The 25,178-nt window shown below is 36.7% G+C and carries 18 protein-coding genes, 3 pseudogenes and 1 riboswitch; of the genes and pseudogenes, 18 read left to right on the forward strand and 3 right to left on the reverse strand.

The features are described 5' to 3' along the window. Positions 1 to 54 precede the first annotated feature (54 nt). The 5 genes from MUN88_RS13205 (at position 55) to MUN88_RS13225 (ending at position 4,710) form a co-directional block, all read left to right on the forward strand. On the forward strand, positions 55 to 999 hold the full coding sequence (locus tag MUN88_RS13205) for an ABC transporter permease (protein WP_244715773.1): 945 nt from the start codon (positions 55 to 57) through the stop codon (positions 997 to 999). 37 nt (positions 1,000 to 1,036) lie between these two features. Continuing rightward, positions 1,037 to 1,915 carry a carbohydrate ABC transporter permease gene (locus MUN88_RS13210; protein ID WP_244715775.1) on the forward strand — a complete coding sequence of 293 codons (879 nt, stop codon included), beginning with the start codon at positions 1,037 to 1,039 and terminating at the stop codon, positions 1,913 to 1,915. A gap of 150 nt (positions 1,916 to 2,065) precedes the next feature. Next, positions 2,066 to 2,752, forward strand: a complete 687-nt coding sequence (locus MUN88_RS13215) for a DUF1961 family protein (protein ID WP_244715777.1) — start codon at positions 2,066 to 2,068, stop codon at positions 2,750 to 2,752. Positions 2,753 to 2,762: 10 nt separating this feature from the next. Next, a complete protein-coding gene (locus MUN88_RS13220) occupies positions 2,763 to 3,407 on the forward strand; it encodes a YesL family protein (protein ID WP_244715779.1) in 645 nt (214 codons plus the stop codon). A 16-nt stretch (positions 3,408 to 3,423) separates the two neighbouring features. Continuing rightward, positions 3,424 to 4,710 carry a hypothetical protein gene (locus MUN88_RS13225; RefSeq protein ID WP_244715781.1) on the forward strand — a complete coding sequence of 429 codons (1,287 nt, stop codon included), beginning with the start codon at positions 3,424 to 3,426 and terminating at the stop codon, positions 4,708 to 4,710. 193 nt (positions 4,711 to 4,903) lie between these two features. On the opposite strand, the gene MUN88_RS13230 is transcribed toward MUN88_RS13225, so the two are convergent. Beyond that, complete coding sequence (locus tag MUN88_RS13230) at positions 4,904 to 7,060, reverse strand: methyl-accepting chemotaxis protein (RefSeq protein ID WP_244715783.1); 2,157 nt, start codon at positions 7,058 to 7,060, stop codon at positions 4,904 to 4,906. A 298-nt stretch (positions 7,061 to 7,358) separates the two neighbouring features. On the opposite strand from MUN88_RS13230, the pseudogene MUN88_RS13235 reads away from it, so the two are divergent. Then, positions 7,359 to 7,710 (forward strand): annotated as a pseudogene (locus MUN88_RS13235) (DUF2200 domain-containing protein). A 93-nt stretch (positions 7,711 to 7,803) separates the two neighbouring features. Here MUN88_RS13235 and MUN88_RS13240 read toward each other — a convergent pair. Further along, positions 7,804 to 8,508, reverse strand: coding sequence for a DsbA family oxidoreductase (locus tag MUN88_RS13240; RefSeq protein WP_244715785.1), 705 nt, complete (start codon positions 8,506 to 8,508; stop codon positions 7,804 to 7,806). Positions 8,509 to 8,587: 79 nt separating this feature from the next. After that, entirely contained in the window at positions 8,588 to 10,360 is a 1,773-nt protein-coding gene (locus tag MUN88_RS13245) for a BCCT family transporter (protein WP_244715787.1), read from the reverse strand. 294 nt (positions 10,361 to 10,654) lie between these two features. Here MUN88_RS13245 and MUN88_RS13250 point away from each other — a divergent pair, with 294 nt between their 5' ends. The 12 genes and pseudogenes from MUN88_RS13250 (at position 10,655) to MUN88_RS13305 (ending at position 25,085) form a co-directional block, all read left to right on the forward strand. Then, the gene (locus tag MUN88_RS13250) at positions 10,655 to 10,918 is read left to right on the forward strand and encodes a phage holin family protein (RefSeq protein ID WP_244715789.1); all 264 of its coding nucleotides are present in this window, start codon (positions 10,655 to 10,657) and stop codon (positions 10,916 to 10,918) included. A gap of 15 nt (positions 10,919 to 10,933) precedes the next feature. Beyond that, positions 10,934 to 11,797: a peptidoglycan-binding protein gene (locus MUN88_RS13255; protein WP_244715791.1), complete on the forward strand. Its 864-nt coding sequence runs from the start codon at positions 10,934 to 10,936 to the stop codon at positions 11,795 to 11,797. Positions 11,798 to 12,036: 239 nt separating this feature from the next. Beyond that, positions 12,037 to 13,497 (forward strand): SulP family inorganic anion transporter, encoded by a 1,461-nt coding sequence (locus MUN88_RS13260; protein ID WP_244715793.1) that lies wholly within the window; start codon positions 12,037 to 12,039, stop codon positions 13,495 to 13,497. A 20-nt stretch (positions 13,498 to 13,517) separates the two neighbouring features. Beyond that, positions 13,518 to 13,930, forward strand: a pseudogene (locus tag MUN88_RS13265) (universal stress protein). Positions 13,931 to 14,332: 402 nt separating this feature from the next. Continuing rightward, complete coding sequence (locus MUN88_RS13270) at positions 14,333 to 16,120, forward strand: methyl-accepting chemotaxis protein (protein ID WP_244715795.1); 1,788 nt, start codon at positions 14,333 to 14,335, stop codon at positions 16,118 to 16,120. A gap of 127 nt (positions 16,121 to 16,247) precedes the next feature. Then, on the forward strand, positions 16,248 to 19,076 hold the full coding sequence (locus MUN88_RS13275; RefSeq protein WP_244715797.1) for an EAL domain-containing protein: 2,829 nt from the start codon (positions 16,248 to 16,250) through the stop codon (positions 19,074 to 19,076). 620 nt (positions 19,077 to 19,696) lie between these two features. After that, positions 19,697 to 20,011 carry an L-rhamnose mutarotase gene (gene rhaM / locus MUN88_RS13280; protein ID WP_244715799.1) on the forward strand — a complete coding sequence of 105 codons (315 nt, stop codon included), beginning with the start codon at positions 19,697 to 19,699 and terminating at the stop codon, positions 20,009 to 20,011. A gap of 28 nt (positions 20,012 to 20,039) precedes the next feature. Then, entirely contained in the window at positions 20,040 to 21,323 is a 1,284-nt protein-coding gene (locus MUN88_RS13285) for an MFS transporter (RefSeq protein WP_244715802.1), read from the forward strand. 312 nt (positions 21,324 to 21,635) lie between these two features. Beyond that, entirely contained in the window at positions 21,636 to 21,896 is a 261-nt protein-coding gene (locus tag MUN88_RS13290; RefSeq protein ID WP_244715804.1) for a metal-sensitive transcriptional regulator, read from the forward strand. A gap of 107 nt (positions 21,897 to 22,003) precedes the next feature. Further along, a pseudogene (locus tag MUN88_RS13295) lies at positions 22,004 to 22,479 on the forward strand (DsrE/DsrF/DrsH-like family protein). Between the two features lie 42 nt (positions 22,480 to 22,521). Further along, on the forward strand, positions 22,522 to 22,824 hold the full coding sequence (locus MUN88_RS13300) for a rhodanese-like domain-containing protein (protein ID WP_244715806.1): 303 nt from the start codon (positions 22,522 to 22,524) through the stop codon (positions 22,822 to 22,824). 183 nt (positions 22,825 to 23,007) lie between these two features. Continuing rightward, positions 23,008 to 23,094: riboswitch (cyclic di-GMP riboswitch) on the forward strand. Positions 23,095 to 23,243: 149 nt separating this feature from the next. Further along, positions 23,244 to 25,085 carry a diguanylate cyclase domain-containing protein gene (locus tag MUN88_RS13305; protein WP_244715808.1) on the forward strand — a complete coding sequence of 614 codons (1,842 nt, stop codon included), beginning with the start codon at positions 23,244 to 23,246 and terminating at the stop codon, positions 25,083 to 25,085. The last annotated feature ends 93 nt before the right edge of the window (positions 25,086 to 25,178 follow it).

Genomic DNA, 25,178 nt, shown 5'->3' on the forward strand with positions numbered 1-25,178 from the left:
GCTTTTATCCTTATCAGCATGAGACATTCAAATTTTAGAGTAAGAGGGGATTCGATGGAAAATGTACAAGAGCAAACAGTAGATCAGCCTAAAAAGAAAAGTAAATGGAATCAAATCCTAAAGGAAAAATGGCTCTATTTCATGGTTCTGCCTGGGTTAATTTACTTTATTTTATTTAAATATGTCCCGATGTGGGGGATTGTCATCGCTTTTCAGGATTATTCACCCTTTCTTGGTGTATGGGAAAGTGAATGGGTCGGATTTGAACACTTTCAATATTTCTTTTCCAATCCAGACTTTTTACGATTACTGAGAAATACGTTTATTTTAGCACTTTATGATTTGGTGTTCTTTTTTCCAGCTCCAATCATTTTATCGTTAATGCTAAATGAAATTAGATTAAGTTTCTATAAGCGTACTTTACAAACTTTAGTATACGTCCCGCATTTTATGTCTTGGGTAATCATTGCCAGTGTCAGCTATGTTTTCTTAACTACTGGTGGTGGTGTCGTTAACGAATTACTTTCTGGTTTAATTGGTAAAGAAGTGAATTTCCTGTCTAGTCCGGATTGGTTTAGACCGATGATCATCGGACAAATCATGTGGAAAGAAACGGGCTGGGGTACCGTTATTTTCTTAGCAGCATTAGCTAGTGTCGATCAAGAACAATATGAAGCTGCAATCGTTGATGGTGCTGGTCGATTCCGTAGACTATGGCACGTAACTTTACCGGCTTTACGCAGTACTATTGTAATCTTGTTAATCTTGCGACTTGGTAACTTCTTAGATACAGGTTTTCAACAAATCTACTTAATGTCAAACTCGTTAAACCGTAGCGTTGCCGATGTATTTGATACGTATGTTTATTTTGTCGGTATAACGGAAGGGGCATTCAGTTATAGTACGGCAGTAGGTTTGTTTAAATCGATTGTCGGTATCGTATTAATAGTCGGTGCAGACAGATTAGCGAAGAAGGTTGGCGAGAGTGGGTTATTTTAAATTAGAAATTGAACGAATGGAACTGGAGGTATGAAACATGCACCGTATGCATAATACTGGCCCAGGTAGGGTTTTTGATATTTTTAATCACGTATTTTTAGCAATTGTAGGGATTGTCACCGTCGTTCCCTTTCTATATGTTGTTGGTGGTTCATTTGCAACGGAATCAGAGCTTGCGACCAGATCGTTTTTTATCATACCAAATGAAATTACAACCAATGCCTATGATTATATTTTTTCAACGAATGCCGTCCTGCGCAGCTTAGGTGTATCGATCCTGGTAACGGTAGTAGGAACAGTGATCAGTATGATTCTAACATTGACAATGGCTTATCCATTATCAAGAAAAACGATGGTAGGACGAAATTTAATTTTGAACCTGATTTTATTTTCAATGTTATTTAGTGGGGGAATGATTCCTACCTATCTACTTGTAAAAGGTTTAGGTTTACTGGATTCGATTTGGGCACTGATACTGCCACTTGCGATTAATCCTTTTAACTTGATCATCGTAAAAACATTCTTTCAACAATTACCTGAAGAATTAGAAGATGCTTCAAAAATTGATGGTTGTACTGAGTTTCAAACATTTTGGCGTGTCATGCTGCCATTATCGAAACCAGTTATCGCAACATTTACCTTGTTCTATGCTGTATTTTACTGGAATGATTTCTTCCAGGCATTATTGTATTTGACCGATACGACGAAATGGCCGATTCAATTATTATTACAACAATTAGTCATGGTAGCAAACACTGGTTTAGGTGATCTGCAGGAAGCTTCCTTGTATGAACCGCCTGAAGAGTCCGTGAAACTTGCCGTTATTGTGGTTGCGACGGTTCCGATATTATTATTTTATCCATTCTTACAGAAACACTTTGCCAAAGGTGTCATGCTAGGCTCTGTGAAAGGATAATACCAATGTATAAAAGTTAGCTCGGGCAGAAGATTACAACATTATTCTGCCCGGGAAAAGAAAGATTAGAACAAATGACTATCAAACAGGGCAGGGCAGGTAGTTGTTTGTTTCCGTCTTTCTATGAGGATGTTAAGGAGGGAATCAATCATGTTTAAAGTAGAAGAAATAATTTATGAAAATAGTCTGATAGGGGAAGCTGCAGTAGAAGATTGGATAACAGAAGGTCAAGTAAAAAAGACGACATGGAACGATAAACTATTGCTGGAGAATACGTTGGATCCCGATAAACATGGTGATCATGCTCACTGGCTACTGTGGTGCCCTGTTGAGTTTCCTGATCGAATTATGATTGAATGGGATTTTTACCCATTAGAAGAACCTGGTCTGTGTATGTTGTTTTTTGCAGCAAAAGGGAGAGAGGATAAAGATTTGTTCGATCCATCCCTTCCAAAGCGAACTGGCTATTATCCTGATTATCATTCTGGAGCGATCAACACGTTACATTTATCCTATTTTCGACATAAGCATGCAGAAGAAAGAGCCTTTCGCACATGTAATTTACGGAAAAGTCATGGATTTCATTTAGTCACGCAAGCGGCTGATCCATTGCCACCAGTAGATGATGCTATCTCTCCTTATCATATGAAACTCATTAAATATAACGAGTATGTCTTCTTTTATATTAATGATTTGCTTGTATTAGAGTGGGAGGATGATGGATCAACTTATGGTCCCGTTTATCAAGGTGGAAAAATCGGATTTCGTCAAATGGCTCCGATGAAAGCAGCTTATGCGAATTTATCAGTGAAAAAAGTACGAATGGTAACAGAATAGGAGGATCATCATGTTGGGGAATGGCTTTATCAGCAAATTTTATTTTTTCGGAGAAACTGTACTGCTTCTGTTATATGTGAATTTTTTGTGGGTGTGCTTTACATTAGCTGGTGCTGTGGTATTCGGTTTTGGACCAAGTACGGTTGCCATGTTCACCATTTTTAGAAGATGGTCGCAAGGGGAAGAAGATATTCCTGCATTTAAAGTATTTTGGCGGACTTACAAAAAAGAATTTATTCGCGCAAACGGATTAGGAATACTTATTTTGCTGTTTGCTTACATGCTATATATTAATTTTCATTTTTTACAGCTGGATAATGCAGCGCTGCAACAAGTAATGGAGAAAGTATTGATCTTTGTATCTATTGTACTAGGGATAATGGTGATTTATATTTTTCCAATGTATGTACATTACGACAACAAATTATATAATTACGTAAAAAATGCGATCCTGATAACGGTCTATTCCCCTATCCGAACGATTTATCTCGTCTCAGCATGTTTAACTTTATACTATTTATTTTTTAAATTACCGGTATTTCTCTTCTTCTTCGGAGGGAGTTTATCTAGTTTAGTCATCATGTGGATTGCTCATCGAACTTTTTTGCGATTGGAAATAAAACAAGAGCAGCTTCAGGAAACAGAAGCTTTATAATGGAGGTTAGTAGTGCATGACAGCAAAAACAAAGGAAGCGAATTTACTAGCGACACTCGATTTATCGAAAGCAGGGAAAAACTGCAAAATGTATCTAGGTGATTTGACGGGCAATGGAAGAATGGATGTACTGATGGTACAACCGAATGGTGGGATTGATGATCGTTATGTGCCACACCAGGTGGAGGCGATGACTGCATTTGATTTGAATGGTACGATGTTATGGCAAGTTGGTACGCCTAGTGAACAACCTGGCGGACCTGGCAGTGATTATCCGATTCAAATTTATGATCTTGATGGTGACGGTAGTAATGAAGTTCTTTGTGTGATGAAGGATCGATTTCTGATGATTAATGGGAAAACTGGCGTGACGAAAAATCAACACGTCTTACCTGATAGGTTTGCCCATGATTGTATTGTTATTGCCAATGTGTCTGGACATTCGTATCCACAGGATATCATTTTGAAAGATCGTTATCATCAAATGTGGGTGCTTAATAATCAATTTGAGTTGCTTTGGACGCACAAAGGCAACATAGGACACTTTCCCTGGGTTTTCGATTTCAATCAAGATGGGCGAGACGAAGTGATGGCTGGCTATGATTTTCTAAGTGCGGACGGTGAGCTGCTTTGGTCTTGTCATGATTTAGATGAGCACGCAGATTGTATTTGGGTAGGTAAAGTACAGGCAGAAAGTGATCAATATCAGTTAGTCATAGGTGGCAGTGTAACCGTACTTTATGATTGGCATGGTAATGAATGTTGGCGCTATGATGGATCAATTGAGTCGCAGCATGTCTGTTTAGGTAAATTTCGAAATGATGTGGATGGGTTGCAAGTAGCTGGTTTGGATCGGATTATCCGTGGGAAACATGCTTCCGACGGTAGAGATGGCATCTTTTTATTAGACGCAGATGGGAACGAGATTTGGAAGGAAGACCGAAAAACAGGTGGATGGTTAACAATTATTGATACGATCCGCAATTGGGATGACCATGAGCTGGATTATATTATCGCTTATCGCCGTGGTGGAGGTGTTCCTCCAACGATTTATGATGGCTATCAAAATGTTGTGACTAGTTTTCCTGTTGATGGTTATATCTGTTATGGTGATTTAACCGGTTCTGGTTATACCCAGGTTATTGTCTATGATCAAACGACTGCTTATGTTTATGGAAACAGTCAGGTGGATTTAACACAAACTGCGATTCACGGATTAACACAAACTGCGATTCACGGATTAACACAAACGAAACGGGATTATTCTGTAACGCTTTATCCAGGTGGGGAGTACTTAGACTAATACATACTCCAGAGTTAGCTCCCGTGTTGTTTTAAAATAATAGTTCTTTAGTCATTCGGTGTGATATGAAATCAGTTAAAACTCAAATCAAAAAGGTTCCGATCAACGTAATCGGAACCTTTGAATTGTAGAAATAATCCCCCAATAACCGGGCGGGATTAAGCCCGGTTTTTCTTACTGCTGCAAATTTTTATTATATTTTAAACTTACGCATCATATTTTGTAACTCTTCGGATAATTCTTTTAGCTGGTCAGAGGTTGTAACCAGTGATTCACTTACTTTTAACTGTTCTTCAGTTGTTGCAGAAACTTCCTCGCTAATGGCACTGGACTCTTCCGCAGTTGCACTGACTTGATGGATAGTGGATGTTAACACTTCCTGAGATTCGCGTAATTGCTGAATCGACCGGGTCACTTCCTGTATCTTTCCAGTAAAGGTGCTCATGCTGTCTCCAACACCATTTAAGATTAATTGTGTATCTTCTGCTTGTATTACCTGTTCTTTAAATCGTGGGGTCGCAGCTTCTAAGACTTGTAATGTTTCATTTACTTCATTAACAATACCTGTCGTGATTTCATCGACTTTATCAATGGAATCCTTCGATTGGGTGGATAATTTTCTAATTTCATCCGCCACGACCGCGAACCCTTGTCCAGCTTCACCAGCACGTGCTGCTTCGATTGCTGCATTCAAAGAAAGTAAATTTGTTTGCTGCGCAATATTAGTCAGCATTTCCATCACCTGGTTGATTTGTTCTGTACTTTCTTTCAACGTGTCTACTTTTGCCGCTAAAGCATTGGTCATTTGTTCTCCATCTTTAGTCTTTACTACTAATTCATTCATTTTTTCTAAACCTTCATGGCTGCGTTCCAATACTTCTACTGCATGATTTTCCATGACGCCATTATTTTGATAGACGTTTTCTACTTCATCATGAATGCTAGCTGCCAATGTGTTGCCTCTTTCTGCTTCGTCAGTTAATCCGGTGGCACCGCTGGCTATTTCCTCTGACGCTGCAGCAACCTCTTTAGCGGACTGGGATTGCATTTGTGAGATATCTGTTAACTCGATTGCGGCTTCCAGTACTTTATTAGCAGATGTTCTCGTCTGATTCATCATTACTCCAATATTTTCTAACATTTCATTAAAGCTGCTCGCAAGTAAACCAATTTCGTCCTTACGACTTCCTGCCTGCGAACGGACGGTAAGATCACCGTTTTTAGCAGATGCCATTTGATCTGAAATGGTCGCAATCGGACTAGCAATTAACTTGACTGTCCTTCGGGCGATAAATATGGATATTATAACAGCTAACAGGATGATCCCGATTGTCACGTAAAAGATATACGCTGTGTCCTTCGTTAATGCTTTTTGGGAAACGGATCCAACTAAATACCAGTCAGATGCTTCCGAAGCACTTTGGAACACTAATTGTCCATCATCGTTTATCATGTTCGCTTCAGTCTTAAAGTCTACTTCATAAGGATAGTCTTTTGAGATTTTTTCTAAATCTTGAGAGAAGACGATTTGGTTATTAGTATCAACAATATTAGCATCTCCATCTTCACCGAACTGGACTCCTTCCAGTGCAGTGGCGAACACGGCAGGGGTTAATTCAACGATTAATATATAATCTGTACCACTTATTCGTAACTTCTGAGCAAATGAAATCGTTGGTTCTTCGCTTGTTCCGGATACCCCTTTGCTTAAACCGCCAATCCATGCTGTCGGTCCATCATAATTAACTGCTTCTTTATACCAGTCATTAGCAAAAATTTCTTCCTCACTAATCGTTTGAGTTGAGGAGATAATACGTTCTTTTTCAGTATGTAACAAGTATAGACTGACGTTACTATCCACCGTGGTAATTTGTGTCAAGGCATCATCTACTTTACTTTTTAAGGAAAAATAATCGAAATTATTTGTTTTTTCATACGTATCAAGTTCACTTAACGTATTACTGAAGTTATCTGCCATTAATATTTCGGTAACACGATTTTTATACTGATTAATTAAATAGTCCAGTTTATCGGCTGATTGTGTAATCGTCTGTTCCGAAGCTTCCGTCACTTTTTCTTTTATAATTGCATTTGAAATAAAATAGGAAGCAATACCTACAATACATACACTGATTAATACCGTAGATAAAATATTAAATAGAATTTTTCTGCTGATAGAATGTTTTTTGGACACTGTAGCGTGATTTACAGCTGATTCTGTCTCCACAACATTATTATCCGCTTTCATTTTTTTCTTGCTAAAAAAAGAGAGTTTATTCCTTGTTGAGTTAAGAAAGTCCTTGGTTTTCCTGATCCCCAGCTTGTTTTTTCCTTTCCATTTCTTCGCCATCGTCCATCCTCCGCATTTAATAATTTAGTAAGTGCTTACAAAAGTAATGAATCTTTACAAATTATAAGCTGAATAATAAAAAAGTAATAGTACAATATGATTATAACATTAAACGGACTAAATATACGATAAGAAATTATTTTTTTAATTTTTTGTAAAAATACAAGACTATAGAACTATAGGAAAGTCATGAAAACTTAAGTCCACACTTATTGTAGTTTTGAAAAAAAGTTTGATACAATCAATTTAATATACTTGTTTCTGAAGAAAATCCACTATCATTCCTGAAGGGTGTATGATGACTAAACATAGGATCTATACGATGAGTTTCGCAGCTGTCTATCCTCATTATATTACGAAAACGGAGAAAAAAAGGTCGTACAAAAGCAGAAGTCGATGAAATTATTGGTTGGTTGACAGGTTATAGTCAGGAAGAGTTAGATGCGCATCTGGAAAAAAAGACAAACATTGAGAACTTTTTTTCGGAAGCTCCCCAAATGAATCCTTCACGTAATCTAATCAAAGGTGTTATCTGCGGTGTGCGAGTAGAAGATATCGAAGAACCATTGATGCAGGAGATTCGCTATTTGGATAAACTGATAAATGAGTTAGCAAAAGGAAAAGCGATGGAAAAGATTTTAAGGAAGTAATTATTATAAAAACTGATAAGATGTACTCTTAAATACAAAAAACGGGCTTGATACCTTTTATGAGATATCAAGCCCGTTTGATTTGTTTCAAGTTTATTTGCAACCGTCTCCGTCGCAATAGCTGCCTTGCTCTGTATTTAGACTTTCAAATGGCTGTTTTTTTTCTTCTTCCATTACTTTCTCAATTGCTTGCATAAATGTTTCAATTGGTTGCGCACCTGAAATAGCATATTTTTTGTTGAAGACAAAGAATGGTACGCCAGTTACACCTAAGCTTCTAGCTGTTTCTTCATCATTTCTGACGTCATTTGCATAGCTTGCTTCATCTTCGAGAATAGCTGCAACCTCATCATGATTAAAAGCTAATTCGTCTGTAATGGCAAGTAATGTCTCTTTGTCACTTAGATTTTTTGATAACGTAAAATAATTGTAAAGCATCGTGTCAACATATTCTGCTTCTCTATCTATCGTTGCTGCATATTTACTGATACGATGAGCATCAAACGTATTACCAGGCTTCATAGTGTCAAAAACAAAATCCAAGCCGACAGCTTTTGCTTGTTCACCGATCTGCTGATTAGCCTGCTTTGCCTGATCTAAAGACATATTGTATTTTTTCGCTAACATTTCATGTATATTTCCTCCTGCATACTTAGGTGTATCAGGATCAAGTTCAAAACTTTTATAATCTATGGTTACATCAATCGGATGTGGAAAGCGTTCAATCGCTTGTTCAAGTCTTTTTTTACCTATATAACAAAAAGGACATACAAAATCTGACCAAATTTCAATTTGCATGATAACACCTCACTTTGAATTCTATCCTATTCTGACATAAATACATGCCTCAGAAAAGGAATATGCTTAAGAAGAGGTATTATTTGTGTTGTTTATCGTCGTCTTCCGTGATTTTCTCAATGATTTCATCTTTGATCTCATCATAAATCTTATCTTTGAAATCATCATACAATTCATCTTTAAAATCTTCATAAAAATCGCTTTTCATATCTTGATATAAGTCGTCTTTTACATCATTACGAACATTATCAATGAACTCATCTTTAAAATCCTCGGTAAATTCATTTTTGAATTCACTTTTGACCCGTTTTTCTCTTCTGCGCCTTTTCAACCGCTGATCTATCTTCCAATCTTTGCCCAGTGTGATGGCGATCGATATGATCATGAGTATCATGATGATCGCGAACGGTAAAGCAGCTATGATGGAAGCGGTTTGTAATGCATTGAGTCCACCACCGCCACTAAACAATAACACGCTTGCTGCACCTGCAATTAATAGTCCCCAGACCACTTTTACTGACATTTTCGGTTCCAAATCACCGTTCGAAGTCATCGATCCAAGCACAAAGGAAGCAGAATCGGCTGAAGTGATAAAGAAAATCAAAATCAAGATTATTGCTAAAGTGTTGGTTATGAAGCTTAATGGCCACTCATTTAACATCGCAAACAGGGCTAATTCAACATCTGAGTTGATTAACTCATTAAGTCCACCAGCACCATACATTTCAACATTTAAACCGGTACCTCCAAAAGTTGTAAACCAAAGGAGCGCTAATAATGAAGGTACAATTAAAACACCTGCCATAAATTCTCGAATGGTACGTCCTTTCGATATTCTGGCAATGAAAATCCCCATAAATGGAGCCCATGATATATGCCAAGCCCAAAAGAAAATTGTATTGGTTCCGAGCCATTCACTTTCAGAAAATGGTGTTAACGTTAATGCCATTGGTACAACATTTGTTATATATCCACCGAGGGTGGTAACGAAGCTTTCCGCAATAAACAAAGTAGGACCTACTATGATAACAAATAAAAGCAGTAGTCCTGCTACAACGAGGTTGGCATTACTTAATATTTTGATCCCTTTATCCAACCCTCTGGCTGCTGATATTAAAAACAATACAGTCACAACACAAATGATAACGAGTTGTGTCCAAGGAGTGTTCGGAATTGGCGTAATATAAGATAACCCGCCAGTAATCTGCATCGCACTTAAACCGAAAGTCGTTGCAACCCCTGTACAAGTAGCGATAACAGCTAGCGTATCAATTGTTTTTCCTGCCCAGCCGTTGACACGATCTCCTAGCATTGGATAAAAAGCGGAGCTGATTAAGGCAGGACGGTCTTTACGATACTGTACGTAGGCTAGAGTCATCCCTACAATCGAGAATATTGCCCATGGATGCAGTGACCAGTGATAAGATCCGTAACGTAAACCTGCAAGAGCCGCTTCCCTTGTGCCGGGTTCATAACCGAGTGGAGGATCCATATAATAAAGTACAGGTTCGGCAACACCCCAGAAAACAAAGCCAACTCCAATTCCGGCAGCAAAAAGCATTCCGATCCAGGAAAACCAAGAATATTCAGGTCTGTCATCCGGCTTGCCAAGTCGTATTTTACCGTAAGGACTTAATGCCAATACAATAACGAAAAGCACAAATAGTGCAGTAATGAGCATATAGAACCATCCGAAATTGGTGATCATCCATTCTAGTCCAGTACTGGCAGCATCACTTAATGAGCTTGGAGAAAGTGCGCCCCATAATACAAATATCGCCACTAAAATTGCCGAAGCGATAAAAACAAATCCTATTTTTCCTGCTTTTTTGTCTAATTGATTAGTTGTCATATGTATGTCAGCAATAGGATAGCTGACAAGTTCCCCCTTTCAATTTAGTTATGGATTTCTAATTTCTGTTAATGAATATACACTTCTTGTACCCTAATTGTAGTTAAATAATCATCAGAATATGAAAATTGTTAACTACTTTTGTACACATTCCACTGATTATAGTAATGAGAGGATTACATGTCAAATGCCAAAGCAACTTCAGGAACTATCGCATAAACTACAGTGAGCCGATCATTTATCGAATGCTTTCGTGAGTGAAGACTCATTATCAAATCAGAGGAGGTGTTCAGGATGCCAGAAATTTTATATGCTTTAAAAGAAGATTTCTATTTCATAGTGCCTGCACTATGGTTTATCGGTTATGCCTGCAAAAGAACACCCTTTATTCCTGATTGGTTGATTATTTGGATTTTGCTGTGTATAGGCATACTCGCGTCAGGCAATTTGTATGGATGGACCATACAATCTATGGCAGATGGAGTCATAGTAACTGGCATGGCAGTGTTCAGTCATCAAATTGTAAAACAGACTTATCATAGAGATGGAAAAATATAAAAAGGAGGAAATAATATGGCAAAGTTTAAAGGGTATACGATTACTAGTCCGTATGGAAATCGGTCACATCCTATATCCAGCAGTAGTGATTTTCATTCTGGTGTAGATTTAGTGAAGTACCACAAGGCGCCAATTTCAGCTTTTACTTCTGGTACCGTAATTTATGCAGGTTTTGGAAATAATGGTACAGGCTTGGGCGGATATGGAAATGTAGTTTTGCTAAGAGATCGTAATAACAGGGAGCAAATGTATGCACACTTAGATTCAGTGGTGGTAACGAAAGGGCAAACAATTGCGCAAAATCAAGTGATAGGTTATCAGGGAAGTACAGGTTACGTGACAGGATCACATTTACATTATGAAGTGAGGAAAATAGTAGAAGCAAAACCGCCATATGGTTATCGTCCTGATAAGAAGTCATCTACACTCAATCCGATTCCGTATTTGAATAATTTTGATCTGGATGGCCTTCTGGAAACTGGAGACTCAGGTTCAGTGGTAAGAAAATTACAACGTGATTTAATAAAATTAGGTTTCGCACTACCTAAATACGGTGCAGATGGTGTATTTGGGCAAGAAACAGAATCTGCTGTTCGTTCCTTTCAATCGGCAGAAAATCTGGCGGTTGATGGGATTGTAGGACCCAACACAAATGCCAAGCTAGACAAACAAACTACCTTAGTATCTAATTATCCCGGCATCATTAAAAATGGTAGCAGAGGCGACGTTGTACGAATTATTCAGCGCCGGGTGTTTGCAAAGGCAGATGGTATCTTCGGAACACAAACAGAAAAAAAGGTGAAAGAATACCAACAACGAAATGGTCTAAAAGTAGATGGGATTGTTGGACCTAAAACATGGGGGAAGTTATTTGGGTAATTCTTCAGAAGGATGGCTGCTATTATGGCAGTCTTCTTTTTAACTTAAAAAGTCCATTTTCCTGTTTACACAAAACAGGATTATACATACGAAAATAAAAGAATAATAGAGAAAAATGAACATAAATGCGTTTTTTTACTGGTTTAATGATTGGCGTAATTATGGTATGATTCGATTTGTTCATTACGGCAAGTTTCTCAGATGCGATCTGAGAGTAAACGAATAGAAAGAGGTGCTTCATGAACTTATCGAAAATAAGACAGGATTGGTTCAGCAATATAAAAGGTGATATATTGTCCGGTATTGTTGTTGCGTTAGCATTAATTCCAGAGGCTATAGCCTTCTCTATTATTGCTGGTGTCGATCCAATGGTTGGTTTATATGCTTCCTTCTGTATGGCCGTTATCATTTCCTTTGTAGGAGGAAGACCTGGAATGATTTCAGCAGCAACGGGAGCAATGGCATTATTAATGGTGAATTTAGTTGCTGATCACGGATTGCAATATTTATTTGCAGCAACAATTCTAACAGGAATTATTCAAATTGTATTTGGTGTTTTTAAATTAGCAACGGTGATGAAATTTGTTCCACGTTCCGTGATGGTAGGGTTTGTCAATGCACTTGCTATCCTGATTTTTACAGCGCAACTTGACCATTTCAAAGGGGAAGGATTCGTGATGTATGTCCTAGTTGCATTGACACTTGCTATCATATACCTTTTTCCTAGAATAACAAAAGTGGTTCCATCAACTTTGGTAGCTATTATTGCTGTAACTGCTATTTCTTTATATTTTGGTTTTGACGTTCGAAGTGTAGGTGATTTAGGCAATTTAAGTTCTGATTTGCCAGCATTTCTCATTCCCGACATTCCATTAAATTTTGAAACATTAGCTATCATTTTTCCTTATTCCCTTTCATTAGCAGTAGTAGGCTTATTAGAATCATTGCTAACAGCTAATATAGTGGATGATATGACAGACACTGAAAGTAATAAAAATCAAGAAAGTCGAGGACAAGGGATTGCTAATATTGTAACAGGCTTTTTTGGAGGTATGGCTGGTTGTGCTATGATCGGACAATCTGTTATTAATGTCAAATCAGGTGGACGTGGAAGGCTGTCCACGTTTGTGGCAGGTATCTTCTTAATATTTTTAATATTTGTTTTAGGAGATGTTGTCGTCCGTATTCCAATGGCTGCTTTAGCAGGAGTCATGTTTATGGTATCCATTAGTACCTTTGACTGGTCATCCATCACCACCCTTCACAAAGTACCACGAACAGATGCAGTTGTAATGGTTGTAACAGTTCTGTCTGTGGTGATGACTCACAACTTGTCTATTGGTGTACTAGCAGGCGTGCTGTTAAGTGCGATTTTCTTTGCAGCGAAAATATCCAAGGTACAAGTAACCCAGATTATTGCGGTAGAAGGACAGAAAAGAATATATAAAGTAGATGGTCAAATTTTCTTTGCATCTGTTAATGATTTTGTAGACAAATTTAATTTTCAAGATGATATTAAGGAAGTGGAAATTGACTTAACCCATGCTCACTTGTGGGACGATTCTGCGGTAGGTGCTCTAGATAAAATAGAAATGAAATTCGAACAAAATGAAGTAAACGTCCAGTATGTCGGTTTAAATGATGAAAGTAAGTCACTGAAAAAGAAAATCGGTGGTTTATCGAAAGCTTCAGGCCACTAATCGATAAATGAGGTGAACGGATGTATCGAATAATATTATTAGCTTCTGACGGCTCCGAGCATTCATTACGTGCCGCATCACATGCTGTAGCATTAGCGAAAATTGAAAATAGCAAAATAGATGTTGTTTACGCAGTCGATGGCAAAACTTCAAAAGAAGATGTGTTACATGGTTTGGATAAATATCAGGTGTAGAAAGAGAGCTAAAATTAAAACCAGTGTTAGATGTGATGAAAGAGACAAGCATTGTATGTGAATCACATGTCATACACGGTGAACCTGGGCCTGCTATTGTCTCGTTTGCCAACGATCATTTCTACGATGTCTTTATAGTAGGAAGCAGAGGCTTGAATAAATTGCAAACGATGATTTTAGGAAGTGTCAGTTATAAAATAGCCAAACGAGCTCATTGCCCGGTACTAATCGTAAAATAATTCGATAAAAACAGCTAGCAACTGAATAGTGCTAGCTGTTGTTTTGTATGCACGACTGACAGACGAGAAATTCAACCAAAATTGAAAAATAAAAAGGATGAATTCTTATAATACGGATTATGTCAACATAGTGGTAATTTCGAAATGATTCTTGTGCTGGAGCGATTTCCTTGCAGATAACACATTTCAAAATGGTCATATCGATAAATTGTCTAGTTGACATAATCCGTATTATAGGTAGCTTGATTTATATATAAGCATTAAAGATGCTTTACTTCTTTCTATTCAAAGACCCAAATAATAGGTAATAAGACTTAACTTATCTTAAGGTATAGTAACGATCTGTGACATGTGGTAATATAGACTGATGCGAAAGATACTAGAAAAAAGAAGGGGACAACTATGCGAAAGTTACGACAGTTACGATTTAAGTTACCTGCTACTATGATTTTGTTACTCATTATCCCAATAAGTTTCGTTGGGTATATATCCTACCAACAGACAGAAATTTTAGAAAGAGCAATAGTACAGAAGGATGATATCGTTGAAATATCACCTAAATACAATAAAACCTTCGATAAATATGAAGCATTTTTATCTGACTTGTCTACATTAGAGGAAATAAACTATCAGAAGGTGCAGACGTCAGATCTTGAGGAATCAACTTCTTCTAATATGCCTGTGATGAACAACCCGAAATTAACGAGATTTTATGAAGCCTTTTTATCAGAACAAGCTAAAAATATGGAATATATACTTAATCTATATGTTGCCACACCTGATAATGCACTTTATATGGACAAAAATACAGATAATGCGGATTTATCTGGTTATAAAGCTACTGAAACAGATTGGTATTATAAAGCTACTGCTAATCCGGACCAATTAATCTGGTCAAAACCTTATTTAGATACGGCAACTGATAAACCAACTATTACATTAGCTCAAACCATTCAAGGAGATGATGGTTCCATTATCGGAGTAGTAGCTCTAGATTTTGATATGTATACCTTAGTATCTGATATGAGACAGGACCTTCTCCAATCTACCTTAATTACAATGGCCATAGCGGTTGTGATTGGGCTTTTAATCGTACTCCTTATTGTGAGATTAATTAATCGCAATATTGCCGTCGTTAAAACCGAGCTCAATTATTTAGCACAAGGTGATTTGTCCAGACCGGATGTTAAAGTAGAAGGAAAAGACGAATTTGAAGAATTAGCACAAGCTATGAATACATTGAAAGATAATCTATATGGAACTATTAATCAATTAATGATGGCAACTGGCCAGGTGTTAGGACAAAGCAGTACATTAAAGCAGTCCTCTGAACAAGTAAAAGAGGGCAGTGAACAAATAGCTGCAACAATGGAAGAATTATCTTCTGGAAGTGAGTCACAAGCAAGCCATGCTTCTGACTTGGCAAGTGCAATGGATCAATACAACCAGAGAGTGAACAGTGTTGTCGAATATGGGAACCAAATCGCAGGTGAATCAGCACAAGTAATGGATTTAAGCCAGCAAGGAAAACAAGCCATTGATAGTTCAGTTAATCAAATGAGAACGATTCATAAAATGGTACAGTCATCCTATCATAAAGTACAAGGATTGGATAAACGGACAGAAGAAATTGATAGTATTGTAGAAGTAATAAAAGAGATTGCTGACCAAACGAATTTGTTAGCGTTGAATGCAGCAATAGAAGCAGCAAGAGCGGGTGAATCTGGAAAAGGGTTTGCTGTTGTAGCTGATGAGGTAAGAAAACTGGCAGAACAAGTCACGAATTCTATTGCGGATATTACGAATCTGGTAGCAAATATTCAGACAGAGTCAAATCAAGTAGCACAATCGTTAGAAGCGGGATATCAGGAAGTAGAAAACGGTACGGAGCAAATGCGACATACAGGTGATAACTTCTCTACGATTAATCAATCGATCGCAGAAATGGTAAACCGTATCAAGCAAATGGGGAATAACTTAAAAGAGGTCAATGAACACAGCGCGGAAATGCATCGGTCAGTGGACGAAATTGCTGCTGTTAGTCAGGAATCTGCTGCTGCAGTTGAGGAAACAGCTGCATCAGCTGAAGAAACAAATCATTCAATGGAAGAAGTTTCGCGTAGTGCACAGGAATTAGAAGCTTTGGCAGGATCTTTAGAAAAGCAAATAGAAAAATTTAAAATAGTCTAAAAGGTTGAGCAACAGGAGCAGATCCATCACTTTATGACAAGTCTGCTCCTTTTTCTGATTAAAAAGCACTGTTAATTTGCGGTTATTTTTTTGTTTTTAGGTATAGTGTCCTAAGGATGGATATGGTATGATAATACCAACTAATATGATGTCAGTGAAACTAGGGGTGGCGATAGTGAAAAGCGCACTTCGAATTACGAGTGTCTATGTTTTGATTGGTGTTTTATGGATCCTTTTTTCTGACTTTTCCAACATAATTCTACAACGGTTAGCTTCTGCTTTATGGATAGATCAACATACATTCATGCATTTGATTTTCCTCACCATAACATCTTGTTTACTTTATTATTTAATACGAATACTAACAAAAAAATATGAAAAAGAATTACAATCACGAATTGTAACAGAGTTACTTGCTACAGAATCACTGGAAGAGAACCAAAGATTATTACACCTGTTTGACCAAATTTCCAGTGGGATAATTTTAGTTGATCCTGATCAAGCGGACGATCCCATCGTCTATGTGAATAAAGGATTTGAAGAGATTACCGGCTATACTGCAGATGAAGTGGTAGGACGGAATTGCAGGATTCTTCATGGTCGAAATACGCGGGAAGAAGATATTACCAGCGTTCAAAAAGCTTTAAATCAATTCCAATCAGTTCAGGTAGAAATAAAAAATTATAAAAAAAATGGCGATGAATTCTGGAATGAACTTAAAATTAAACCAGTAATGAATAAGGAGAAAAGATTTTTAATAGGCATTCAAAATGACATTACGGAAAAAAAGAATCAGTCTGTTCTAGTAGAAAACCAATTTCTGATCGTTAAAAAATTACTGGAACAATCAGATAAACAAAAAGCCTTTCGAGAAGTTTGTAAAATCGTAGATGAACAGACAGGCTACCAAAGTTTAATTTTTCAGAAGGACATTCAGACAATGCAATTGCGTACATATGCTACTTATTCCTTGCCACAGGAATTTTTAGATGAACTAATTGACTTCCCCATTAAAAAGAAGGAAGGAATTAGCGGGGAAGCCGCATTCTATAATAAAACTATCATCATCGATAATCTGTTATCACTTGAAAATACAAAATATGTAGATTTATCACAAAGGTACGGAATTCAGACAATCTGGTCGACACCAATCAATACAAGTACAGATGACGTCATTGGTGTCTTCACCCTATATCGCAAAAATCTTCATACTCCTTCGGAACAGGAAATAAGAGCGTTGGAAACCTATGCTTATATTATTGGACAAGTGATGGAGAATTTAAATTTCCAGGAAACGATTAAAGAGAGTAATTACCGTTTCCGATTAATTGCTGAAAATACTACAGATATTATTTGTCTGATCAATGCGAAAAAAGACTTGCAATATGTTTCACCATCGATCAAGCAATTAATAGGCAATAACATTTCACGTCATAATATTGAGAAAATGTTTAGTGACACTTCAAAACAGACGATTCAATATCTTATTCATTATTTATTATATGTTAAAGAAGAGGATAATACTGAAATAGAGGTAACAGATCACCGTGGTCATTTGAAATGGCTGGATGTGAAAGGAAAGCGTGTGGTTGATCAAAACAATGAAACAAGTTTGTTGTTTTTAGCAAGGGATGTAACGTCCAGAAAGCAATATCAGGAATCTTTAGATAGAATTCTTTACTTTGATCCGGTAACACAATTACCTAATAAATATAAGCTGAGAAAAGAGTTGGACTATCTAGTACAAGCAAAATATCGCTTTAACCTTCTGCTACTTGATTTTGATCAGATGAAAGAAATCAAAAGTATGTACGGAATAAAGGCTTGGGATTATGTGATGATGGAAATGTCAAAAAGGTTAAGGGACCACTTTCAACCAATCGTATTAGCACGGAGTGGGGAAGATGAGTTTTGTCTGATTACGAAACTTACTAAGAAACAGCTGGAACGGGTAATGCTGAAATTTTTCGACAAATTGAGACTCCCTTGGAGATATGAAGAGCAAGAATTTTTAGCTAGCGTATCGATAGGTGTGGTTTGTTATGAAAAGCAAACAGCAGATATGATGATTTTACAAGGGCAGGAAGCATTGCAGATAGCTAAAAGCTTTGGCAAAAATCAATTTTATTTTTATTTCAATGATCAAGCCAATGATAAAAACCGAGAGTTACATATTAAGCGATATTTATACCAAGCAATGGATCAAAAAGAATTGGAGTTATATTATCAGCCGCAAATCGACCTGAAAAAGGGTGAAATTACAGGGTTAGAAGCATTGTTACGATGGAATAATCAACAATTAGGTGTGGTATCACCAGGGGAATTTATTGGTGTAGCTGAAGAGACCGGATGGATCGTGCCAATAAGTGATTATGTGATGGAGAAAATCGTTGATGATATTGTAAAATGGAATAAACAGGGACATTATTTCCATGTGTCCATTAATATTTCTTACAAGCAAATGAAAGAAGCTGATTTTGTTGATAAAGTCAAAAATTTATTAGGAAAAAAAGGTTGTCCTGCACAACAAATCAGTTTTGAAATTACAGAGAGCTTATTATTAGAGGATTTAGAACTTTCCTTACATCTTCTGCATCAACTTCATACATTTGGAATTGGAATAGAGGTTGACGACTTCGGGGTTGGTTATTCCTCCTTAGCTTATTTGAAGAAATTCCCGATTGATGTATTGAAAATTGACCGGTCCTTTGTGATGGACCTTTTTCAAGATCATAAAAATACAGCGATTCTGCAAGCAATTATGGAGATGAGTAAAGCGCTTGAATTGAGCGTGATAGCAGAAGGTGTCGAAAACTTCGAACAAATAAAATTATTAGAAGAACTTGGTTGTCAGATATTCCAAGGTTACTGGTTTTCAAGACCGGTAAAACAAGAAGAACTTATATCAACTATACATTATATTAATCAAGAGAAACTAACAGCTTTTAGTTTATAAGAAACTGGGATAAAACAAAATGTTTATACTAGAGAACGACAATTAAGATATGACTGGGGAGTGTTCCAGATACATGTAATACAATGTTGAAGCGAACTGGGAAGTAATGACAAGTTTGTCTCAATAAGCATTGCGTTCATTTTGACAGACTATATGGAAATAGAGTTTTTTTCCTAACCATTAGATCGGATCGTTTTAAGAAGTGGAATAGCCGGACATAACGTGAATCTTTCATTCTGAGATGATGTTATGTTCGGCTTTTATTTTGACGAAAAATCGATCTAGTTTCTTTCTCCATCGGTAGTGAAAGAGACGCTTTTGTTATTGAAACCAAAGTCATGAAGTACTAAATCTCACCTTGCTTTTTGACCAAATTGAGCGGGGAACGTTCTAAGATAACATCCTTGATCATAACCTGCATGATAAAACATGTAAGTTTGTTCAATTATAGAATAAAGGTTGGTTTTGCCCGTTTTTCCTTAATTTCAGATATAAATCCAAAAATTACATCTTTATATAACTTTATTTATGTTTGTTTCTGTTTGACTTTTTGGGTGAAAAGGTTTATTCTTTTTTTAGTAAGTATAATGAAAGCGTTACAAAAGAGGGGGAGGAGAATAATGGTCCGCAAAGGCTTTTTAATGAAGGTGTACCCAGATATGCATGAAGAATATGAAAAACGCCATAACGAAATATGGCCAGAAATGGTAGAAGAATTGCATCGTCATGGGGCTAAAAATTATTCGATTTTTCTTGATAAAGAAACTAGCACGTTGTTTGGTTACGTAGAAATCGAAGATGAAGTGTTATGGAGCAAAATAGCCACCACTGAAATTAATAAAAAATGGTGGGACTTTATGGAACCAGTTATGGAAACGAATACAGATAATAGTCCAGTAACGACTGATTTACAAGAAGTATTTCATATGGACTAACACATATCATCTAACGGAGGTTTAACAAATGGGGAAAGCTATAAAAAGAAAAGAAACAACAGGATGGTTAGCAACAATAGCGATCGCTATGGCAAATTATATTGAAGCTGGGGCTATTATAGCTGCAGCCAGCAGTTTAACGTTATGGCAAACATATCTTGGCATTGACAGTGTAGGAGTAGGTTTACTAAGTGCATTAAGTGCAAACGCTTTAGGAGCTGCTGTTGGTGCACTTTTAGGTGGGTATATTACGGATAAATACGGTCGAAAAATCGTTTTTAATTACGATTTGCTAGTTTATATGTTTGGTATTTTATTAATTATGTTATCGTTTAACTTCCCGATGTTACTAATCGGTACAATTATTACTGGTGTCGCTGTTGGGGTTGCAGTACCTGTATCTTGGACTTACATCGCAGAAGAAGCACCTTCTAAACAACGTGCAGCACGAGTAGGAGCTTCACAATTAGCTTGGTCTATTGGACCGATGATTACTTTTGCGCTTGCAGTATTACTCGAGCCATTAGGATTATTAGGTTCTCGTATCATTTTCTTTCATTTGCTTGTGGTAGCCTTTGTCACATGGATTTTAAGACGTGGTTTACCAGAATCACGAATCTGGACAGAGGATAATTTGAAAAGACAGCAAGAACAGAAAAAGACTAAAATAAAGAAAAGCTCTTTAAAAGAGTTGTTTTCATTAGCAGTTAACAGACAAGCTTTATTCCTGCTAATCGGAATTTATTTATTCTGGAATTTAACTGCTGGTGCAATGGGTTACTTTATGCCGTATATTTATGAAAATGTAGGCGGTTTATCGAATGGACAAGCTAACTTACTTCAGGCATTCTTATGGATGTTTACCGTTCTGACAACATATTTCGGTTTTATGAAATTGGCGGATAAAGTAAGTCAGCGCTTCCTTTTTGGATTGGGTGCAGCAGTAGGTGTAGTAGCTTGGATCATTCTAACTTTTATGCCAATGAACTGGGTTTCATTAGTATTGTTTGTGGTGTTGTGGGGTTCAGCTGCAGGTATTGGTGCACAAGCATTTTATGCCCTGTGGACAAGCGAACTATTTATTACGCGTTACCGTGCTAGTGCGCAAGGTTTTATGTATTTCTTAGTACGTACCGGTATTGCTATTTGGTCCTTTATTTTGCCAATTTTAATGGATGCACTCAGCTTCACAGTAGCTGGTGTTGTAATGATTATATTCCTGGTTATTCATTTGATTATTGGTATAGCATTAGCGCCAAAAACAAGAGGAAAAACATTAGAACAAATTGAAGAAGAACGGTATGGGGTATAAAAACCATTGATGAAGGCGCTCGCTCTCGTAGCAGGCGTCTTTATATGTTAGATAAGGAAGTAGATAGCAACTGACATTATATTGATTGGCAGATGAGGATACCGTTAAACATTGTCTGTGTATTATAGGTAGCTTAATTAATGTTAATTGGTTTATGCTCAGCTTTTTTACAAAAGATTCTTATTAGATTACTAACTTGACAAAAATACCAACAGGGGTATATGATAAGTGTTGAGTGTTGTATTATTTTCCTCATTGCGACTCATTTAGTATGATAGAGATATATTTGATATAGAAAGGGGCGTCTTCATCATGGAATACGATGCAAAAGTAATCAACCGAATGAAACGGATTGAAGGACAGATCCGTGGATTAATTAAGATGATGGATGAAGGCAAGGATTGTAGAGATGTCGTTACGCAGATGTCTGCTTGTCGAAGTGCACTAGATAGAACGGCAGCATTAATCGTTAGTACAAATCTTGAAAAATGCATTCGAGAGGAACAGGAATCTGGTCAAAGCTCGGAAGATTTGATAAAAGAAGCGGTAAATTTACTAGTAAAGAGTCGTTAAATAATAAGGTAACTGTCTTATACGTTATATCTATTTTTGCGGGATAAGGCAGTTTCTTTCCATATTTTAATATACCTATACAGGTACAGGTAGAATGGGTGGTAGATATGTCAAACAAGAAAACCACGATAGTATTGTTCATGGAGACTATGATAAAGCGATGGCTGCCTATATTATAGCAAACAGAGCTGCTGCTTATGACCATGAGGTGGTCATTTTTCACACATTTTGGGGATTAAATGCGCTGCGAAAAGATGAACACCTTCATGTAAAAAAAGGATTACTAGAAGAAATATTTGGAAAAATGATGCCTAAAGGTGCAAACAAAATGGGATTGTCAAAAATGAATTATTTAGGCTTGGGACCACAAATGATTAAACATGTAATGAAGAAGCATAATGCTTTACCAGTACACGAGTTGGTGGAAATGGCGCAGGCGCAAGAAGTGAAATTGATTGCTTGCACAATGACAATGGATTTACTCGAATTACAAAAAGAAGAATTATTAGAAGACATTGAATATGCAGGGGTTGCAGCATATATTGATGATTCAGAAGATGGAAATATTACATTATTTATTTAAAATTGCTATACTAAGGATAGATAATTTATGGGAGGTATCAACATGAACGAAATTCAACCAAATCAACTAGCTGAAAAATTAAAAGAAGGAGAAAAACTTCATATCGTAGATGTTCGTGAGGATGAAGAAGTAGCACAAGGGATGATCCCAGGAGCAATACAAATCCGTTTAGGAGAAATACCAGATCGGTTGGATGAATTTGATCAGAACCAACATTACTATATGATCTGCCGTTCAGGTGCAAGAAGTGGACGTGCTACAGAATATCTAGAAGCAAATGGTATTAAAGCGACAAACATGACAGGTGGCATGCTAGCGTGGGAAGATGAAGTCGTATTACCATAAGGTGATAGCAGAGAAATCAGTTCGTGTTAATCGAACTGATTTCTCTTTCATGTATAGAAAGAATTTATTAAATAAATATCAAATGATATTGATTGTTTGATACTATTTATATTAAAATGGATAGGAATATAGTTTTGATAGAACTAAATAATTGGAAAGAAATGTGATAAAATAGTACTATATAATTAGAAAAGGCAAATCTATTGAAAAATAGAGACGCAAAACCACAGATCTAAGGTGAAATTTCACGACGATGGCTGGGTTACCTGATAAATATCACAGGGGAACCTATACATTTTTGTATGGGTTTTTTAGATGACATAATTTATATCCTCCTGTATGAAATATGTGAGCTAAGGTAATCAACTTCATTTTAATAGTATCTTAAAACGGTAATACCAGACAAGGAGCTTAGAATAATGCGCAATAGAGATTACAAGCTTGTTAGTTTATTTTTTTTTATACTTGCGTTGACTGTCATGGCGCAATATCTTTCCATCCCTTTGATCTTCGGTGTTACATTAAGCTTTTCGTCAATCCTCTACCTAGCTGCTATACGCATATTCGGTGTGCGATTCGCTCTTCTGTTAGTAAGTGTAATGAGCGGTATCACTTACTTCACGGGAATGGATAACGGCTTTGTTTTCTATAGCATAATAGAAGTATTACTAATTGGTTCTTTATATGTGACAAAAAGGAAAGACTTGTTCACCTGGAGTTTTGCGTATTCTTTATTGATATTTTTAGTATATTCTTTAATCGTCTTATTTTATTCAGATCTATTACCTCATTCCCGTGAATTGACAGATTTTCTAGTTGTACAATCGGTGACAGAAATATTGTTTGCTGCACTTGTTGCGGATATAGTTTGTGATTATCTACCTCTTGTACCGAAATTTAAGAAGTACTTTCGGCATCAGCATCGCTTATATTTTGGGCAAGTCATTTCACATATATTAATCTTTTCTGCAGTTCTTCCATTACTGATCATTATTTTAGTGAACACCAAAGAGATGGAGAATGATTTATATCAGCTTTATCACGAAGAGCATCAGCAGTTAATAGAGCAGGTTCAATATAAAATTGATGAAATGGATTCCACTGAAATTCAAAACTATGATTTGAATGCGATATCGGAAAAAGCAAGAATCAAGGAAGTATTTGATCATTTTATCGGACATACAAATAAACGAATTTTCATTCTAGACAAGGATAATCAATTATGGGTAGATGCTAATCAATTGACAGCTAAAACGAATATTGAATATTTTACAACTGGTTTTGTGAAAGAGATACATACGGATGGTTCCATTTGGCTGCCGATAAGAACTCCCACTATCTTTGATTGGGCACAAGGTTATTACATAGGTGAAATGAATTTTTTGAATAAAAGTACCTATCTGGTCATTCCGACGCAAAGTGAAGTATTGGAATTAACTCGTAACTTAATTGATTATTTACTATTTGCATTATTCGTATTGTTTGTGGCTTTATTCTTTGGCATGCTTGTCAATAGAATTTTATCAAATTCCTTAACTCGTCTTACCCAAATGACGAGTGATCTTCCTGAAAAAATGCAGCGACAGGAACGGTTCTTCTGGCGTGATACATCTATTTTTGAATTTTCGAAATTAGGATTAAATATTGAAAAAGTGGCAAATCGTCTTCAGTCGATGTTTATCGAAGTCAGAAAGAAAAATGAGCTATTAACTGCCCGAACAGATCAATTGATGGCATCAGAAGCAAAACTATACCAATTAGCACACTTTGATACATTAACTAATTTACCAAATCGGCATTCCTTTCACACGGATTTAAGTGAATGTTTAGATCGTGAGATCCGCGAAGAGCGCCTTGCTATTATTTTTATAGATTTAGATAAATTTAAACAAGTAAATGATACTCTCGGCCATAGTGGTGGGGATTTGCTTTTAAAAGTATTGGCAAAGAGATTAAAAGAATTTCAACGATCAAAGCCCGTTATTTTTTACCGTTTGGCCGGTGATGAATTTGTAGGTATTGTAGAAATAGCACAGAATGAAGAAGTCGACCAACTATGCGAAGAGTTACTATCAATTATTCAGCAGCCACTTCTGATTAATCAAAAAGAAATGCTTCTATCTGCCAGTATCGGATTGAGCTTCTTTCCGGATCACGGAAACACAATTGACGAATTATTGCACCATGCAGATACGCTAATGTATGAAGAGAAAAAGCTGCATCATAGAACGCTGGAAACAGCTAAGAAGACAGACAGTTGAAGGACGTTGGTAAAATGGATTTGCAAATGTTACTGAGCTGATTTGTAAGCCCTTTGTTTTCTGCGATGTTTGTGGTGGCAAGGTGCATCACGT

Origin of the sequence: Gracilibacillus caseinilyticus, assembly GCF_022919115.1 — a bacterium.
In the GTDB taxonomy this organism is placed as follows: domain Bacteria; phylum Bacillota; class Bacilli; order Bacillales; family Amphibacillaceae; genus Gracilibacillus; species Gracilibacillus caseinilyticus.